General features: G+C 70.5%; 17 protein-coding genes. 5 read left to right on the top strand and 12 right to left on the bottom strand.

The features are described from left to right. Positions 1–13: 13 nt before the first annotated feature. Positions 14–418: a DoxX family protein gene (locus Q0Z83_RS09305; RefSeq protein WP_317793427.1), complete on the top strand. Its 405-nt coding sequence runs from the start codon at positions 14–16 to the stop codon at positions 416–418. Here Q0Z83_RS09305 and Q0Z83_RS09300 read toward each other — a convergent pair. Genes Q0Z83_RS09300 through Q0Z83_RS09275 form a run of 6 tightly spaced genes read right to left on the bottom strand, consistent with a single transcriptional unit; the run spans position 387 to position 5,436 of the window. Beyond that, complete coding sequence (locus tag Q0Z83_RS09300; RefSeq protein ID WP_317793426.1) at positions 387–1,163, bottom strand: hypothetical protein; 777 nt, start codon at positions 1,161–1,163, stop codon at positions 387–389. The two genes, Q0Z83_RS09305 and Q0Z83_RS09300, sit on opposite strands and share 32 nt — an antisense overlap. Continuing rightward, positions 1,160–2,251: a glycosyltransferase family 4 protein gene (locus tag Q0Z83_RS09295; RefSeq protein WP_317793425.1), complete on the bottom strand. Its 1,092-nt coding sequence runs from the start codon at positions 2,249–2,251 to the stop codon at positions 1,160–1,162. The genes Q0Z83_RS09300 and Q0Z83_RS09295 overlap by 4 nt, the downstream gene beginning before the upstream one ends. Further along, positions 2,251–2,589, bottom strand: coding sequence for a hypothetical protein (locus tag Q0Z83_RS09290; protein ID WP_317793424.1), 339 nt, complete (start codon positions 2,587–2,589; stop codon positions 2,251–2,253). Before Q0Z83_RS09290 ends, Q0Z83_RS09295 begins: the two co-directional genes overlap by 1 nt. After that, positions 2,586–3,296 carry a hypothetical protein gene (locus Q0Z83_RS09285; protein WP_317793423.1) on the bottom strand — a complete coding sequence of 237 codons (711 nt, stop codon included), beginning with the start codon at positions 3,294–3,296 and terminating at the stop codon, positions 2,586–2,588. The genes Q0Z83_RS09290 and Q0Z83_RS09285 overlap by 4 nt, the downstream gene beginning before the upstream one ends. Before the next feature lie 12 nt (positions 3,297–3,308). Beyond that, positions 3,309–4,454: a glycosyltransferase gene (locus Q0Z83_RS09280; RefSeq protein ID WP_317793422.1), complete on the bottom strand. Its 1,146-nt coding sequence runs from the start codon at positions 4,452–4,454 to the stop codon at positions 3,309–3,311. Then, on the bottom strand, positions 4,447–5,436 hold the full coding sequence (locus Q0Z83_RS09275; protein WP_317793421.1) for an NAD-dependent epimerase/dehydratase family protein: 990 nt from the start codon (positions 5,434–5,436) through the stop codon (positions 4,447–4,449). Before Q0Z83_RS09275 ends, Q0Z83_RS09280 begins: the two co-directional genes overlap by 8 nt. Positions 5,437–5,583: 147 nt before the next feature. Here Q0Z83_RS09275 and Q0Z83_RS09270 point away from each other — a divergent pair, with 147 nt between their 5' ends. Together Q0Z83_RS09270 and Q0Z83_RS09265 are read left to right on the top strand one after the other, a co-directional pair. Beyond that, positions 5,584–6,981, top strand: a complete 1,398-nt coding sequence (locus Q0Z83_RS09270; protein ID WP_317793420.1) for a hypothetical protein — start codon at positions 5,584–5,586, stop codon at positions 6,979–6,981. After that, complete coding sequence (locus tag Q0Z83_RS09265) at positions 6,978–7,316, top strand: hypothetical protein (RefSeq protein ID WP_317793419.1); 339 nt, start codon at positions 6,978–6,980, stop codon at positions 7,314–7,316. The genes Q0Z83_RS09270 and Q0Z83_RS09265 overlap by 4 nt, the downstream gene beginning before the upstream one ends. Positions 7,317–7,320: 4 nt before the next feature. On the opposite strand, the gene Q0Z83_RS09260 is transcribed toward Q0Z83_RS09265, so the two are convergent. Next, complete coding sequence (locus Q0Z83_RS09260; RefSeq protein WP_317793418.1) at positions 7,321–7,545, bottom strand: hypothetical protein; 225 nt, start codon at positions 7,543–7,545, stop codon at positions 7,321–7,323. 175 nt (positions 7,546–7,720) lie between these two features. On the opposite strand from Q0Z83_RS09260, the gene Q0Z83_RS09255 reads away from it, so the two are divergent. Continuing rightward, positions 7,721–9,043, top strand: a complete 1,323-nt coding sequence (locus Q0Z83_RS09255; RefSeq protein WP_317793416.1) for an alcohol dehydrogenase catalytic domain-containing protein — start codon at positions 7,721–7,723, stop codon at positions 9,041–9,043. Here the strand turns inward: Q0Z83_RS09255 and Q0Z83_RS09250 are convergent. After that, entirely contained in the window at positions 9,036–9,824 is a 789-nt protein-coding gene (locus tag Q0Z83_RS09250) for an SAM-dependent methyltransferase (RefSeq protein ID WP_317793415.1), read from the bottom strand. The two genes, Q0Z83_RS09255 and Q0Z83_RS09250, sit on opposite strands and share 8 nt — an antisense overlap. Positions 9,825–10,087: 263 nt before the next feature. Between Q0Z83_RS09250 and Q0Z83_RS09245 the strand changes: the two genes are divergently transcribed. Further along, positions 10,088–11,665 carry a flavin monoamine oxidase family protein gene (locus Q0Z83_RS09245; RefSeq protein WP_317793414.1) on the top strand — a complete coding sequence of 526 codons (1,578 nt, stop codon included), beginning with the start codon at positions 10,088–10,090 and terminating at the stop codon, positions 11,663–11,665. A 92-nt stretch (positions 11,666–11,757) separates the two neighbouring features. On the opposite strand, the gene Q0Z83_RS09240 is transcribed toward Q0Z83_RS09245, so the two are convergent. The 4 genes from Q0Z83_RS09240 to Q0Z83_RS09225 all read right to left on the bottom strand — a co-directional run bounded on the left by Q0Z83_RS09240 (position 11,758) and on the right by Q0Z83_RS09225 (position 17,153). Beyond that, positions 11,758–14,439: an FtsX-like permease family protein gene (locus Q0Z83_RS09240; RefSeq protein ID WP_317793413.1), complete on the bottom strand. Its 2,682-nt coding sequence runs from the start codon at positions 14,437–14,439 to the stop codon at positions 11,758–11,760. Next, on the bottom strand, positions 14,436–15,191 hold the full coding sequence (locus Q0Z83_RS09235; protein WP_317793412.1) for an ABC transporter ATP-binding protein: 756 nt from the start codon (positions 15,189–15,191) through the stop codon (positions 14,436–14,438). The genes Q0Z83_RS09240 and Q0Z83_RS09235 overlap by 4 nt, the downstream gene beginning before the upstream one ends. Before the next feature lie 100 nt (positions 15,192–15,291). Next, positions 15,292–15,936 carry a response regulator transcription factor gene (locus Q0Z83_RS09230; RefSeq protein ID WP_317793411.1) on the bottom strand — a complete coding sequence of 215 codons (645 nt, stop codon included), beginning with the start codon at positions 15,934–15,936 and terminating at the stop codon, positions 15,292–15,294. Then, complete coding sequence (locus tag Q0Z83_RS09225) at positions 15,924–17,153, bottom strand: sensor histidine kinase (protein ID WP_317793410.1); 1,230 nt, start codon at positions 17,151–17,153, stop codon at positions 15,924–15,926. The genes Q0Z83_RS09230 and Q0Z83_RS09225 overlap by 13 nt, the downstream gene beginning before the upstream one ends. Between the last annotated feature and the right edge of the window lie 89 nt (positions 17,154–17,242).

Here is a 17,242-nt window from a genome sequence, read left to right as displayed (position 1 = left end):
GAAGGACCCGATCATGACTGTTGCCGAGAGCGTGCCCACGCTGCGTTTCCGCCGGACCCTCTGGGCCTTCCAGGGACTGCTCGGGGTGTTCCTGATCGTCGCCTCGGCGGCGCCCAAGCTCGTCGGCGAGGCCTACGCCGTGCAGACGTTCGAGGACATGGGCGCGCCCACCTGGTTCCGCTACTTCATCGGCGTGGTCGAACTCGCCGGTGGCATCGGCCTGCTCGTCCCCCGCCTGGCCGGGCTCGCCGCGATCGGGCTGGCGCTGCTCATGGTCGGTGCCGGCATCACCCAGGTGTTCATCCTGCACAACGGCGCCCAGGCGCTGACCCCGGTGATCATCTTCGCGATGTGCGTCTTCATCGCCTGGGGCCGCCGCGACTCGATCAGCCGGCTCTGGCGGCGGCGGCTCGGGTGAACTGGTCGTCGAAACGGCGCGGGAACGGCAGCATCAGGTGCCGGGACCGCCAGGGGGCCATCTGACGGACGGCGTTGAATCCGGCCGCGGTGATCACCCGGTCCGCGGTGGGGAACAACGGCCACGCGGGGTACGGGCTGACGTGCGCGACGTCCACCGGCAGGTCGGTGGGCCGAGCCGGGGACACCAGGACCAGCCGGGGGTGGACTCCTTCGGCGGCGGCGCAGTCCCGGGCGTACCCGATGAGCTCGTGGATCTCCGGCGGCGGGCCGGAGTGCACGATCAACCAGGAGCCGTCGGGGACGTCGCGGACCGGCGGGCACGGCGGGTCGGTCAGCTCGAGTGGCGTGCACCGGCCGGTGAGGTATGAACGATGGTCCGGCGTCAGGTCCTCCAGCAGCCGGGTCTCATCGAAGGCGATCGGTTCGTCGGGGAGCCGGGGCCGGTAGGCGTCCCAGCGCAGCAGACGGGCCAGATACACGGTCCGGGTGCCGGCCGGGACCGACGCCGCGGACAGTTCGCCGTCGAGCCCGGCCGGGAAGGCGTCCACCACGAGCGTCGACGGGCGCAACGACGCCAGTGCGGCGGCGGGCATGATCCGGTGCGGGCCGAGGACGCGCGGGTCGGCGGTGAACGGCGACGTGGTCAGGATCGTCGCCGTCTCGCCGGGATGGCACGTGTGCAGGTAGGCACGGATCCGGGTGAGGTGCCCGAGCCCACCGCCCTGCACATAACAGGCGATCACCGCACGGATTCCAGGACCTTCAGGTAGCCGTCGGTCTCGCCGGTGACGCCGAACCGGTCGCGGACCCGCCGTGCACCCGCCGCGCCGAGAGCCGCCAGATCGGCGTCGGTGGCGGTCGCGGCCCGGTGGACGGCGGCCCGGCAGGCGTGCGGGTCGCCGGCCGGGAACCGGAAGCCGATCTCGTCGTCGACCAGGTCGGCGAGGCCGCCCGCGTCCGAGGTGAGCAGCGGGACGCCGAGGGCGGCGGCTTCCAGGGCGACGTTCGGCAGGCCGTCGTAGAACGACGGCAGAGCGACCAGGTCGCACGACGCGTAGACGGAAAGCAGCTGGTAGCGGTCCCGGAACGGCAGGACGGTGTGCGCAACCGACGGATGCGCGGCCAGCCACTCGCCGATGCCGGGCTCCAGGTCACCGGCCAGGATCAGGTGGAAACGGTCGGCGGGCAGGGCGTCGAGCAGCAGCCGTACGCCCTTCTTGTTCTTGAGCTGCCCGATCACGCCGATCGTGCGGTGGTGTGCGGCCACGTGCGCGGCCCGCCAGGTCTCGGCGGCGCGCTGTTCGGACGGCAGGATCCGCCACTCGGTGGTGTCGATGCCGTTGGCCACCCAGGTGACCGGGGTGGCCGGGGCGAGGGCGGTCACCTGCGGCGCCGTCGACGCGGCGACGACACACACGTGCGCCGACGAGCGCAGCGCCTCGAGGACGATCGACTGGCGGCGCAGGGAGAACACGCCGGTGTCGAAGTCGTTGCCGCGCAGCAGCGTGACCAGGGGCAGGCCGCCCCACCTGGCGTAGACCGGCGCGGCCAGCATCGGATAGGTGCCGCCGAACGCGACGACGTGCGTGTAGTCGCCGATGCGCGGCTGCAGCGTGGTCCAGAGGTGGCGCAGCGCGTGTTCCGGGTCGTCGGTGAGCGGCACCACGAGCAGGCCGTCCTCCCGCGACGCGGTGGTCGACGTGCGGCGGCTCAGGTGCACGACGTCGACGGCGACACCGGCGGCGCGCAGCCCTCGGACGATGCGATCGCACGAGTTGGCCATGCCGCCGGGGCTGGGAGGGTGATTCTCGGTCACCCAGAGCAGCCGCATCAACTGTCCACCAGGGCGTCGTCACCGTCGTCGAGGTAGTCCTGCGAGGCACCCGCGTTCGGGTCGAAGGCGGCCCGGTCGTAGCTGTCGAAACTCGTGTACCAGACGGTGTCGGCATACTGCTCGGCGGACCGGTGGCGGTAGGCGCGACGGCGCTGGGCGGCGACCGCGGCCGGGTGGCTGAGCTGGTTGCGGGCCGCCGCGCACTCCGGGCACTGGCCGCCCTCGGCGATGTGGTCGGCGCAGATCGCCCGGCCGCAGGCGGGACAGCCGGCGACGGCCATCCGCCCGCACTTGCCGAGGGTGAAGAAGCCGGTGGTGACCGCACAGGGCGTCATCGTGCACTCCAGCGGAACGGTTCGGTGGCCACGGCCAGGATCCAGTCGACCTGCTCGTGCGGGCTCTGCGGTTTGCGGGTCACCTTGGCGGCGGCGGTCACGCTGCGGCGCGGGCCGTCGCGGACCACCGTCCGGATCCAGGGCGGCGGCGGGGACGCGGGGCGTCGGCCCGGTGCGTCCGGGGGCAGCTTGCGCCGTACCTTGATGATCTGCACCTGCTTGGTCTTGCGTTTGATCTTGGTCTTGCCGCGCGGGTTGCGTTTGGTGACCCGGCGGGTCCGGACCCGGTCGACGACCAGCACCTCCAGGACACTGCCGTCGCGCAGGTCGGCGCGCAGCCGCAACCACGGATCGATGCTCCAGGTGTCGGTGGCCGACTTCACCGGCGGGCGAACCGGCAGGTCACGCGGCGGATGGCTCTTGCCCGGCGCCTCGTGGCCGCGCAGGTCGGCGGTGACCGACAGGGTGCCCTTACGGCCCAGGTCGGTGCAGATCTCGGCGATCAGCGGCACGATCACGTCGAGCATCCGCGGCGGCAACGCCCATTTCGAGCGGGTGACCAGGCCGGCGTGTCGGTGCAGGCTGGCGGTCAGCGCCAGCCATCCGTCGGCGGGCTGCGTCGCGGTGAACCCGCGCTCGTGGATGAGCGCCTGGTGCAGCGGATGGAATCCGGCGATCGCGGCCTTCTGCTTGCGCCAGAAGAACATGACCGGAACCTATCAGTGCCCCACTACCAGGTCATAGACGCCGGACAGCCGGGATCGCGCGTGCTTCCAGGTGTATCCGTCGATGATCTTCTGCCGGGAGCGGTCACCGAGGTCGCGGCCGATTTCCGGGTATTCCAGGAGCACCCGGATGGCACGGGACAGTTCGGCGGGACGACCCGGCGGCACGAACCGGCCCAGATCACCCAGAACCTCGCGGATCACCGGCAGATCGGAGGCGACCACCGCGGTGCCGGCCGCCATCGACTCCCACACCTTGATCGGACTGCAGCCCTGCACCAGGTTGCGCGGGGTGGCGGTCAGCGGCGCCACCGACAACTCGGCGTGGGCCAGCCAGCCCGCCACCTCCTCGTGCGGGAGCTGGAAACGCCAGATCACCGGGATGTTCAGATTCTCCGCCAGGCGGACCAGCGGGCGGGCCCGCGACCGCGTCACCGACGAGCACACCACGAGCGACAGGTCGGTCAGATCGGCCAGCCGGGCGAACGCCCGCAACAACACGTCGACACCCTGCCACGGTTGCAGCGCGCCGACATAGACCACATATCGGCCCGGCGCGTCAGGTGGGCGCGGCACGTCGGGCGCCACCGGATCGGCACCGTTCGGGATCAGATGCACGCGGTCCGGCGTCACGCCGCGTTCGGTCACGGCATTCTTGATCTGGTACGACGGAACGACCACCGCCTCGGCACGACGCAGGCAGTGCTCCTCCATCTCACGAATCTTCGCCAACGTCGACGGGGCGGCCATCGGCCACGCGTAGGGCAACTCGATCGACGGCAGACCGTTCGCCTCGTAGACCAGTCTCGCGTCCGTGGTCAGGGCCGGCAGGGCGCTCCACGGATCGCGGACATGGCAGATCTCCAGGGTGTCCAGGTGCGCGGCGAGCCGGTCGGCGGCCCAGGTGGAGAAGGCCTGCGCGCGGTCCAGCAGGTTCGGCACGGCCTCGGTGAACCGGACGATCTCCACGCCGTGCTCCCGCTGGTAGGCGGGCAGGTCGCCACCACCCAGCACGCACAGCAGGCCGCCGCCGTAGCGCTCGAACAACTCGGCCGCCATGTGCCGGATGTGCACCGCCGAGCCCTTGGCCGACGGAAACCTGTCGAACGCGAGATAGGCGGCGCGGTGCCCGTCAGCCACGGTCTGCTCCCTCGCTGCCCTGCCTCGGCCGGCTGTCCTGTCGGTCCTTCTCTCGGTCCTTCTCTCGGTCCTTCTCTCGGCGCTGCTGCTCGTGCCACGCGATCTGCCGGGTCAGGCCCTCGTCCAGGTCGGTCGTCGCGGTCCAGCCGAGCACGGTGGCCGCGCGGGCGGTGCCGGCCCAGGTGCGGGTCACGTCGCCCGGGGCCGGGTCCTTCGGCACCAGCGGTGGTGGGGTGCCGAGCAGCGTACCGATGCGATCGAGGGCGTCTCGCAGGCGGACGGTGACCGGATGGCCGACGTTGAGAATGGTGCCGGCGGGCAGCGGCGCGGTCGCCGCGCGGATGGTCGCGTCGACGACGTCACCGACGAACGTGAAGGACCGGCTCTGGCCGCCGTCACCGTAGAGCGGCGCCGGCGAGCCGTCCAGCGCGGCCTCGATGAACCTGTGAAACGCCATGTCCGGGCGCTGCCGCGGCCCGTAGACCGAGAAATACCGAAGGATGACGACGTCGCCACCGGCTCGCCGCGCGAGATCCTCGGCGTCCGATTTCGATCGCGCGTACGGGCTACGCGGGTCGATCGGGTCGTCCTCGGTACAGGGCCGGTCGGCGTCGCCGTAGACCGACGAACTGGACGCCAGCACGAAGCGGGGCCGGGTGGCCGCGCACGCGTCGAGCAGACGCGCCGTGGCGGTGACGTTGTCCCGCTCGGTATCGGCGGCACCCGCCCCGAACGACGTCCGCACGCCGGGACGACCGGCCAGATGCAGGACGGCGTCGGCGTCGGCCAGCGGCGCCAGATCAGCCGTCGCGAGATCACAATCAGTCACCGTGATGCCGGTCCGGGCGAGCTCGGCGAGGTTGGCCGGGCAGGCGCCCCGCGATCGGGCGTCGACCGCCAGCACCTCGTGCCCGACGGCGGCCAGCGCCTGGGCGAGGTGACTGCCGATGAAGCCCGCCGCCCCCGTGACCACAACCCGCACAGACGCACTGTAGTGGCTGCCCGAACTGGCACGGTCCGGTCATCCCCTGTCCGCGCCGGTCGCGGAGTGCCAGTCTCGATGCAGCACACGGAGTCTGGGGGGTGTCCGGTGTACCGAGAGCAGCGACGGCAACGCGAGTCCCGACCGGTGTCGAGTCCCCCAGCACAACCCCTGACCGACCAGGTCCCGGCCGACTCGCTCGGCGGCTACCTGCTGCGCAACCAACCGGTGCCCCGGGCGACCGGGCTCGGCAGCTCCCTGGCCGCCTGGCTGCTGCGGCCCCGCGACCCGGAGCCCGACCCCGAGTCCGGCTTTCCGCTGGACCGGGTCGTCGAAACCCGCGGGTTGGAGGTGGAGAGCCGGCCGGATCGGGTCTACCCGCGGCGGTGGCCCGGCGCGGCACGCGCCGACGAGGTGCGGCCGGACTACCACGGGGTGGGGAGACTGCAGGTCGCCACGCACGCGCACGGCGAGATCAACACCCGGGGGCTCGGGCTGATGTTCCCGGCGCACACCGTGCACGCGCGCAACTCGACGGCGGTCGTCGTCGGGAACGACTGCGAGCTCACCCAGGTCGACCACGTCCACATCCGGCAGGCGGTGATCGCCGACGACGACGCGCTGCGGTCCCGGCAGGTCGCTCGGATTCTCGCGAAAGCCGAACCGGGGAAGGACAACACCCGGGTGGTACGTGCCCTGCGATCGGTCCTGCGACGGCTGGTCGAGCGGCCGGAGGAGAAGGGACCGGTGCAGGCCTCGCGGCGCCTTCGGGCGGACTGCACCGCGGAGATCTACGACTGCGAGTCGGTGCAACTCGGGGACGACGCGATGACCCGGCTCGACTCGCACTACGTCGTCGAGCGCACGGTGATCCCGGCCGGAGCGCTGCTCGCCGACAGCGAGGAACTGGCCGCCCGGTATGTCGGCGTCGTCGCCGGGACGGATCCGGATCCGGGTGTGCTCGCCGAGTTCCTCTGCGACCTGGTCGGCGCCGCCGCGGATGCGACGGACGACAACCTGCTGGGGTACGCCGACGGGCTGCCCCGGCAACCGGCGACCCTGCTGGGGCTGTTCGGGATGTCGACGGTCGACGACATGACCAGCATCATGATCGGTACCGGCAATCGACTGCACGCCGAACTCGACCTGACCACGGCACGGTTGAACCTCGCCGACTCGCTCACCGATCGGCTCACCGAGCATCGCGCCGATCTTGCGGATGCCGCTTCCCGGCCGCCCGAACCACCGGCTCCACCTTCGGTCTCCCGCCCGGCCCAAACACCGGCTCCACCCTCGGCCTCCCGCCCGCCCCGACCACCGGCTCCACCCTCGGCCTCCCGCCCGGCCCAACCACCTATTCCGCCTTCGGCCTCCCGTCCGGCCGAACCACCGGCTCCACCCTCGGCTTCCCGCCCGGCCCAACCACCGGCTCCACCCTCGGCTTCCCGCCCGGCCCAACCACCGGCTCCACCCTCGGCTTCCCGCCCGGCCCAACCACCGGCTCCACCTTCGGAGGATGAGCTCGGCTGGGGGTGGTGGCGGTGAGGATGTGGCTGGCCGCTGGTGGTTTCGCGGTGGCGTTCGTGTCCGCCGGGGTCTTCTTCGGGACCCGTGACTCGCTCAGCGACGCCGATCAGTGGGCGAGTATCGGCAGCTTCCTACTCGCTCTGGCCACGCTGGGGACGACCGCGGTCCTGGCACTGCGCCAACGGCCCCCGGACGAGGCACCGCCCGACCGGATCACCATCAAGAACCTCCGCAGCAGCGGAAACGTCCAAATCGGCGATGGTACGAGCGCGACGGTCACCAGCAACCACTACTCGACGCCGCCGATCCCCTCGTCGCCTCACCCTTCGGTGCCGCCCGGCTCTGCGGAGTGACCGGTCAGCGGCGGTTACGTGGATGGTTCTTCGCGGTGCGCTCATTGCCGTGCCGATAATTGCCGGTCAGGCGGGCCATCAGCTCCTGCGGGTCCTCATTGTCGACGTCGGCCAGGAACCGGGCCGCCTTCGCGCCGCGCAACAGTCCGGCCGGGCGGCCGTGGTGCAGCATCTCCACGTCGCCGTTCTTGCGTATCCGGTAGGTGAATCCCTCAGGAGCATTCGTCACCGGCGGATCCTCGCCCACCCACGGCGCCTGGCACCAGCGAATTAGCAGGTCACTCGGACCGTCGGGGTCGGCGTCGACGACGGTACGGACGGCTCGATCAGCTGGTGATCGTCTTCGGTCGGTTGCCGGTAGGGAATCGGCATGCGGCGACGGTGGCGGCTGAGAGGATGTGTCGATGCGTGCCGTGGTGTTCGATGCGATCGAGGGTCAGCCCGAGGTTCGGGAGGTGCCGGACCCGACGCCGCCGCCGGGTGGGGTGGTGGTCCGGGTGATGGCGACCGGGCTGTGCCGCAGCGACTGGCATGCCTGGGCCGGTCATGACGAGATCACGTTGCCGCACGTGCCCGGGCACGAACTGGCCGGGGTGGTGTCGGCGGTCGGTGCGGGCGTCTCCCGGTGGGCGGTCGGGGATCGGGTGACGGTTCCGTTCGTCTGTGGGTGCGGGCGCTGTTCGTGGTGTCTGAGCGGGCAGGCGCAGGTGTGTCCCGAGCAGCAGCAACCTGGTTTCACACACTGGGGGTCGTTTGCTGAACAGGTCCTTCTGCACGCTGCCGACACTAATCTCGTGGCCGTTCCGGATCGGGTCGGCTTCGAGGCGGCGGCCGGGCTGGGGTGCCGGTTCGCCACGGCGTATCGGGCGCTCGCCCACCGCGCGAATGTCACCGCAGGCGAATGGGTGACCGTCATCGGCGCCGGCGGCGTCGGATTGAGCTCGGTGATGATCGCCCGCGCCCTGGGCGCCCGGGTGATCGCCGTGGACCGCAACCCGGCCGCTCTCGCCGTCGCGGCCGGCCTCGGGGCGGAGTACACCCTGCTCACCTCGCCGACCGGCGAGGCCTCACCCTTCTCCCTCACCGCAGCCACACCCGCCGCCGGCGCCCCTGCTCTGACCCCAGGCACCGCCACGCCCACCGCCGGGGCCTCCGCCCTGACCTCCGGCATCGCCGCGCCCGCCTTCGGTGCCTCTGCTCTCACGCCGGACACCGCCACGCCCACCGCCGGGGCCTCCGCTCTGGCCCCAGGCATCGCCGTGCCCACCGCCGGGGGCCTTCCTCTCGCGCCGAACATCGCCGCGCCCACCGCCGGGGGCCTTCCTCTCACGCCGGTTTTCGGCGTGTCGGACGCTGTCGCCGAACTCACCGGCGGTGGCGGCGACGTCTCCGTCGACGCGGTCGGTGGGGAACAGACCTGCGCCGACGCGATCCTGAGCCTGCGCCGCCGGGGTCGGCATGTGCAGGTCGGGCTCCTGCCGCCGGTCGACGGGCATCCCCGCGTACCGATGGCCCGGGTGATCGGCTGGGAACTCGATGTCCTCGGCAGCCACGGGATGGCGGCGGCCGACTATCCGGAGATGATGGCGCTCATCGCCGCGGGTCGTCTGGAGCCCCAACGCCTGATCGAGCGGACCATCGGCCTGACCGAGGCGGCCACCCTGCTGCCGGTCTTCGACCAGGCCACCGTCGCGGGCATGACGATGATCGACCCGCGTCTCATTTGAGGGCCACTCCCCCGTACATGTAAACGGCCGCGTCGTCGACGCCCTTGTCGGCGGCGACCGGTTTCCAATGGTGCACCGGGACCACACCCGGCTCCACCAGGTCGAACCCGCTGAACAGCGCCTCGACCCCCTCGCGGGTGCGGGCGATCACCGGCACCCCGTTCTGGTTGTAGGTCCGAACCGTCCCCGCGCCCGCCGGATCGTTCTCGACCGTGACCGCCGACAGCGCCAGCGCACTCCCGGCCGGAAGCGGCGCCATCAGCTGTCCGATGATGGCGCGCGCCTGGTCGTCGTCGATCACATGTTGGAGCACCGCGATGATCGTGAGCGCAACCGGCCGGGTCAGGTCGAAGCCCTTGACCACAGCGTCGTCCCGCAGAATCGACTCCGGCTGCCGCAGATCGGCGTCCAGGTAGGAGACCGCACCGGTGCCCACCGGGGTGAGCAGCGCCCGGGCATGGCTGAGGACGAGCGGGTCGTTGTCCACGTAGACGACAGTCGCCTCCGGAACCATCCGCTGGACGACCTCGTGCAGATTGGGCGAGGTGGGCAGCCCGGTGCCGACATCGAGGAACTGCCTGATCCCGCGGTCGGCCAGGAACCCGACGACCTTCGCCATGAACCTACGATTGGCCCGCATCGAGATCGGCAGCGCCGGTGTGTGTTTCAGGATCTCCTCGGCCACCCGCCGGTCGGCCTCGAAGTTGTCCTTACCGCCGAGCAGGTAGTCGTAGATCCGTGCGGAATGTGGTCGATCGGTCTGGAGGTCGCCGGGCGGCATGGAAGCTCCTCGAAACGTTCAGCGGGGCTTTAACTTGACATACCGGGCATGAATCTCGCTACCCCACCCAACCGACCCTCCGCGCTCGCGCTTCTCCGCTCGTACTTTGTGGCCGCCTCGCTTCATCGATTCCGCAACCCCTCCCCATTTCGCCCCTTTTAATACCTCTCGGATATCGACTGTCGCCGCTTCCGGATCCGCCGGTTACCAAGCCGCAACAATTGATAGACGTCTGTGTTATTCGTCAGCGCAAGGCTCAGACGATGAGTAACGGGGAACTCACACGCCGTCGCTTTCTCACCTCGGTCGGTGTCACTGGTGGCGCCGGCGCCCTCTTCGCCACGATGGGTGCGCTCGGACAGGCCCCGGCCCGCACCCCGACCCCTGAGTTCAACGCGCCGCGACAGGCCGACTTCCATCTGACCGGCCGCGCAGCACGCCGGGTCGTCATCCTGGGCGGCGGCATCGCCGGCCTCACAGCAGCCTACGAACTGGGCAAAGCCGGCTACGACTGCACGATCCTGGAAGCCCGCGACGTGGCAGGCGGCCGAAACCTGACGATCCGTGGTGGCCGCACCGAGACCGACCTCGACGGCCACACCCAGCGGGCCGACTTCTCCTCCGGCACCTATCTGAACGCCGGTCCGGCCCGGATCGCGCAGTGGATGGTCACCCTCGATTACTGTCGCGAACTGGGCGTACCGATCCAGCCATTCGTCAACGCCAACGCCGACACGCTGATCTACAACGAGGCGGCCGGAGCTCCGGTCCGATTCCGGACCGCGAAGGCCGACGTCTACGGGTACGTCTCCGAGCTGCTCGCCAAGGCCACCGACCAGGGCGCGCTCGACACCGTACTGACCGCCGAGGACAAGGCCCGGCTGCTGTCCTTCCTGGAGGACTTCGGCGACATCGGGGCCGAACACGATTATGTCGGGTCCACCAGGCGGGGCTTCTCCCCGTACCCCGGCGCGGGCGAGGACCATGGCACGCCGCTGCCCGGACCGGCGTCGCTGTCCGACGTCTTCGCCAGTGAGGTCGGCCGGTATCTCAGCTTCGAATTCGGCTACGACCAGGCGATGATGATGTTCCAGCCGGTCGGCGGCATGGACCGGATCGCCGCCGCTCTCACCACGAAGATCGGACCGCGGCGGGTACGCCTCGGCGCCCAGGTCACCAAGATCACCACTCGGGCCTCCGACGTGACGGTCGGCTACCGCCAGGACGGCCGGGACCAGTCGATCACCGCGGACTTCTGCATCGTCGCCCTCCCGCCGAACGTGATGACTCGCGTCCCGCACAACCTGGGGCCGGACATCACCGCGGCCCTCGCCGCGTTCCTCCCCTTCGCCGCCGGCAAGATCGGTCTGGAGTACCGGAGCCGCTGGTGGGAGACGGACCTGCGGATCTACGGCGGCAGCACCCAGACCGACCTCGACATCGGCCAGATCTGGTACCCGTCGCATGACTTCCATGCCCCACGCGGCCTGCTGGTCGGCTACTACAACTTCGGTGAGACGGCCGAGTCCTACGGCTCCCTGTCTCCGGCCGAGCGAACCGCCCGAGCTCTCACCCAGGGCGCGAAGATCCACGGCGCCAAGTACCGCACTGAGCTGGCCTCGTCCTTCTCGGTCGCCTGGAACCGCACGCCCCACCTGGAGGCCGCCTGGAACTACGCGCCGTGGAACGACAGCACCGCCTTCCGTCTGCTCCTGAAGCCGGCCGGCCGAGTCTATTTCGCCGGCGACTGGCTTTCTCAGGCCGTCGCGTGGCAACACGGAGCCTTCCTCTCCGCCCGAGCCACGGTGACCGCCCTGCACAAACGAGTCCTCACCGCTTGACCCACCCACCTCCGCACAGTTGCTCGCCGACGGACGGCCGGCGCACGGATCCATCAAGTTCGTTGCGTAGGACGAAGCGGTCATGCGAACTGCTACTCCTTCATTCCGATGTGCTCGACCGGCGGCACACGGAGCAGGCGGGCGATCGGAAGGATCGTCGTCGCGAGAGCCAGGAATGCCGTGCCACCGAGGACGGCGACCAGGCCCATCGGCGGCACGTAGGGCACGACACTTCCGGTGAGCGCGCGCACCACGCTGCTCAGGGTGAGTGCTGCGATCGCCCCACCGAGCAGAACCGCGACACCGAGCAGTCCGACCTGTTCCGCGTTGATCATGAGTTTGATCTGGCGCCGCGTCACGCCGGTCAGCCGCAACACGGCGATCTCGCGGCGCCGCGCCAGGGCGGCCATGACCATCGTGTTGGCTGCTGCGACCACGGTGTATCCGACCATCACGGCGATCAGCAATCGATTGAGCCAGGCGCTGAGCGCCAGGTCCTTCGCGAGACCACCGGTCAGGGCAGCGGTGTCGACCAGAGCGCTTCCCGGATGGGCCGCCGCCATCTCGCGCAACGCGGCATCAGCGGACGGCGAGGCGCTGATCAAGATCTGATCGTCGAGGTTCGTCGCAGTGTGTCCCGCCACGGTGGTCCGGGGCAGGACCACATCCCCGAAGCCGAGACCGCGCTCGTAGATCGCGGCGATCCGGACGTCGACCGGTGTGCCGTCACCGAGCCGCAACGCGACCTTCTCGCCCAGCTCCCAGCCGAACGTCGAGGCGTGCGTCCGCGACACCGCCACGGTCCCGTCGTGCAGGTCGGCGAGGCTACCCTCGGCCACCCCGAGATCGAGCGTCGCCGCCAGCCCGGCCGGGTCCACCGCCCGCGCGCCGATCGTCTCGCCGTCGCCCATCAGGGAGACGACGACGCTGGTGTGCCGGACGGGAGTCGCCGCGCGTACCCCCGGAATCGCACGAACCTCGACCACCGCGGAGTCGGACAGGCCCACGCCGGCGACCAGCGCTCGCGTAGCGAGCAGCCCGGACCGGCTCTGCGCGACCGCCTGACGCTCCAGGTTGTTCTGCAGGAACCACACCGACCCACCGAACCCGACCGCTAGAACCAGCGAAGTCAGGACAGTGGCCGCACCTCGCGCGTTGGCACGCAGATTGGCCGCAGCCAGATAGCCGCTGGTCCCGAACACCATCCGCAGTGGTGAAGCGAGCGCCCGCGAAGTCGCGGCGTTGATCCACGGCGCCAGCAGAGCAACCGCGAGGACGAACAGGTACAGCATCCCCAACGCGGCTCCGAGAGCGGTCTGACCGCTGGCGGCGACCGCTGCGAACGCCGTGGATCCAGCGGCCGCCAGCGCCGACAGCCCGCTGATCCATCGAGCCCGTCCGGCGGGCGCCGGTTCGGCCGCCACCTCGCTCAGGGCTTCAGCCGGCTTGATGCCGCTGATCCGCCGCGCGGCCAGCAGCCCGGCGAGCACTGCCGAGACCAGGATTACCGCTGCGGCCGCCGCCCCCGCGATCACACCCGGCGACATCGGGAAGCCGACAGGAACGAACCCCCGGCCGGTGATTTCGCCGGTCAGCCAGTGCGTAGTCACCAGACCCACCGGGACTCCGACTGCCGAGGCCACCAGCGCGAGCAGCGCGGACTCCATCATGATCATGCGGCGCACCTGGCCCGGTGTGGCCGCGACGGCCCGCACCAAGGCCAGATCACGGCGGCGGTGGCGCACGCTGAGGCCGATGGTCGCCGCGACCACGAAAACGACCAGCAGAATCACGTAACCGCCGAACGACGCCCCGACCTGGATCAGCAGTCCCGCGGCGGCTTGATCTGCCGACCGTTCGGCACGCCCGCTATCCGCACGGCTCAACACCTGAAGGTCCTCGGACATCTGTCCTCGCGGCACGCCGATGTCCTCTGACGCGGGACCACTCGGCGCCCCGGTGCCCTCGGATGCGCGACCACTCGGCGCCCCGATGTCCTCGGATGCCGAATCGCTCGACACCCGGGCCGCCCCGACGACCTGGTTCACCCGCTCACCGAGTCGGCCCAGGTCGGTGCCGGGAGCGGCGACCACCCCAACAGCACTGACCGCCCCGCGATGCGGCGCGAGATCCGCAGCGTGCGCGTCAGTGAAGAACACCGCCGCGCCATCGTTCCCTCGGGCCAGACCACTGATCCGATACGTCCGAAGCACTCCCCCGACGACCAATCGGACCTGCTCACCGACCCGAACCGGCCCGGTGCCCAGCCCGGCCCCGCTTTCCGGGCCGGGAGCTGTGTCCGGGTTGGCGGGCGTGCCCTGGGTGTTACCGAGGACCACCTCGTCGTCGCGGGCTGGCGCCTGGCCGTCCACCAGCGCGAACGGGGTGAGCACCGAACTTGCCCACCCACGGCCCGACAGGGGTGACCCAGTGGTGGTGTGGACCGGGATGTTCTCGTCGACCGCGACCCTCGCGACGCCCTCGATGTTCCGAAGTCGGCCGGCGAGTTCGGCGGGCACGGTGCCGCCCTCGGGCAGCGCGACGCTGCTGCGATAGATCTCCCCGTCGAACTCCCGGCTGGTGAAAGTGGTTTCGGGCTGGGCGATGACGAGATCGGCGGCCGCATAGCGAGCCGGAGCAGGGTGGTACCGCAATCCGGATTCGACGAGCGTGCCCATGGCGGTGAGGATCAGGGCGCCCAGGGCCAGCGCCAGAAGTGTGGCGACGGACGAGCCGGGACGGTGACGCAGCATCCGGGCGGCGAGCGAGATCATCGGATCACCGCCCGGCTACGGCCGAGGGCGGCGAGGTGCTCGGCGATCCGGTCGGCGCCGGGCTGTGGGATGTCGTGCACGATCCGCCCGTCGGCGAGCACCAGCACCCGGTCCGCGTAGGAGGCCGCCACCGGGTCGTGAGTAACCATGACGACGGTCTGGCCGTGCTCGTCGACGATGCCGCGCAGCAGGATCATCACCTCGGCGGCCGTGTTCGTGTCGAGTGCTCCGGTCGGCTCGTCACAGAAGATCACTTCGGGCCGGGAGGCGAGCGCACGGGCGATCGCGACGCGCTGCTGCTGGCCACCGGAGAGTGCCGACGGTCGGTGCCGCAGTCGGTGACCGAGACCGACCCGTTCGACGACCTGGGTGATCCAGGCCCGGTCGGGGCGGACGCCGGCCAGGCGCAACGGCAGCAGGATGTTCTCCTCGACGGTGAGTGCGCCGATCAGGTTGAACGCCTGGAAGACGAACCCGATCCGGCTCCGGCGCAACTCGGTCAGCCTGGTCTCGGAAAGCTGGGACAGCTCGGTCCCGCCGATCCACACGCTGCCCTCGGTCGGCCGGTCCAGGCCGGCCGCGGCCTGCAGTAACGTGCTTTTCCCGGACCCGGACGGCCCCATGATCGCGGTGAAGGTGCCGCGATGGAATGCCGCCTCGACTCCGGCGAGCGCGTGCACCGGTTCGCCGTCGGCGTGATAGGTGCGAGTGAGCCCGGTGACGCGTACCGCGGGCTCGGTGTGGACGGACATTCGCTGGCCTCTCCGTATGTTTTCGGTTCCGCGGAGAAGTCTGTTGTCTCGGGCAGTCGCACAAAATGAAGCGAACTGCCCAACACCGGTACAGCAGGCACTACTTCTCGAGGTAGCGCAGCACGGCGGTCACCCTCCGATCGGCACGGTCGTCGGGAGCGAGCCCGAGTTTGGCGAAGATGCTGCGGATGTGTTTGTGGACGGCGCCGTCGGTGACGAAGAGCCGCTCGGCGATGGCCGAGTTGCCCAGTCCCTCGGCCATCAGTGCGAGCACCTCACGCTCCCGTGCGCTGAGGGAGGCGAGCGTGTCGTCGGGCCGGGAGCGGGCCAGTAGCTGGCCGACCACTTCCGGGTCGATGGCGGTGCCTCCGTCGGCCACTCGGTGCAGCGCGTCGAGGAACTCCTCGACCCGACCGACACGTTCCTTGAGCAGGTAGCCGAGTCCTGCTGAACCGTTCGCCAGCAGATCGGTGGCGAACGCCTGCTCCACGTAGGCGGAGAGAACGAGAACGGCCAGGCCGGGCTGTCGGCGGCGGGCCTCGACCGCGGCGACTATGCCCTCGTCGGTGTGGGTCGGCGGCATGCGGACGTCGACGATCGCCACATCGGGTCGGTGCTCGCCGACAGATGTCAGGAACGGGCCCGGCGAGTCGGTGGTGGCGACGACGTCCAGTCCCTCGGCCCGAAGCAGCAGGGCCAGGCCCTCACGCAGCAGGGCATCATCCTCGGCGATCACGATCCGCACGGCAGCTCCACATCCAACGTCGTCGGCCCACCAGAGGGGCTGGAGATCAGGAAGCGGCCATCGTAGGCCTCGACACGTCTACGAATGCCGCCCAGACCGGAGCCGCCGGTCTCGTCAGCACCACCCTTGCCGTCGTCGCTGACCCGCAGGCGCAACCGGTCGCCGCCGCGACGCACGGTCACCGTCACAGCGGTGGCGGCGCTGTGTTTCACCACGTTGGTGAGTGCCTCGGCGACCACGAAGTAGGCGGTCGCCTCGACCGACACGGCGCACCGGCCGGGCACGTCCACATCGATTTCGCACGGCACCGCGCAACTGCCGGCCAGCCCGGCCAGGGCCCCGGTCAAGCCGCGGTCGTCGAGCACCGGCGGAAGGATGCCGCGCACCACCGTCCGTAGCTCGGCGAGTGCCTGCTCGGTGGCCTCCTGTGCGCGGTCGAGGATGTCGGCGACCGCGTCCGGGTTACGGGTCTGGGCCCGGCGGGCCGCACCGATCAGCACATTGAGAGCGACCAGGCGATTCTGTGTGCCGTCGTGCAGAGAACGCTCGATGCGACGCAGCTCGACAGCGTGCGCGTCGAGGGCCGCCGCTCGGGTGGCGGTCAGCTCGGCCACCCGACGGGACAGGTCGACATCACCGGCCGGCGGAAGCAGCCGTCGGCCGGGCAGCGCCTGGAGCCGAGCGATCCTCGGCCCGAGGAGCACGGCCACGACGGCGAACCCGACACCGACCAAGGCGACGCCCAATGCGCCGGTCAGGTCGTCGACCCGCCACCAGACCATGCCGGGTGCGCCCAGCTCGGGGTCGATCGCCCAGAACCACAGCGGAAAGGTGACGTCCTCCACCGCGTAGACGGGAAGGCTGATGCCGATGGCGCCGAGCATGAACCCGACGGTGCCGTGCCAGGTCAGCCAGGCCAGCTCACGACGCACGCCCTGATCGCGCAGCGCCTCGCGCAGACCGGCGGGCAGCGGCGGCGGACCGACCAGCGCGGGACCCCACCTGCTGAGCCGGGCGCGCTCACGGTCGGCAACCATTCGGGCGACCCGGAACACCGTCGGAACCAACGGCAGACCGACACCGACCAGGCTCAGCGCCGCCACCACGGCCGCCCAGATCAAGGCGCCGAGAGCGAGCAGGGCGGTGCCCAGACCACCGACGACACGCTCGAGGGCATCGACGGCGGCGCGTAGTCGGCGCCAGTTCTCCTGCGGCATGCGACGAACGATAGGCCGCCGCAACGGCCGCGGCAGTAGCGCAGGCTATACCTCGGAGAGTAACTCTGGCGGGATGGTCGGAGCCCACC

The sequence above is a fragment of the Actinoplanes sichuanensis genome, from assembly GCF_033097365.1.
GTDB classification, from domain to species: domain Bacteria; phylum Actinomycetota; class Actinomycetes; order Mycobacteriales; family Micromonosporaceae; genus Actinoplanes; species Actinoplanes sichuanensis.
This window is presented reverse-complemented; position numbering and strand designations above follow the sequence as displayed.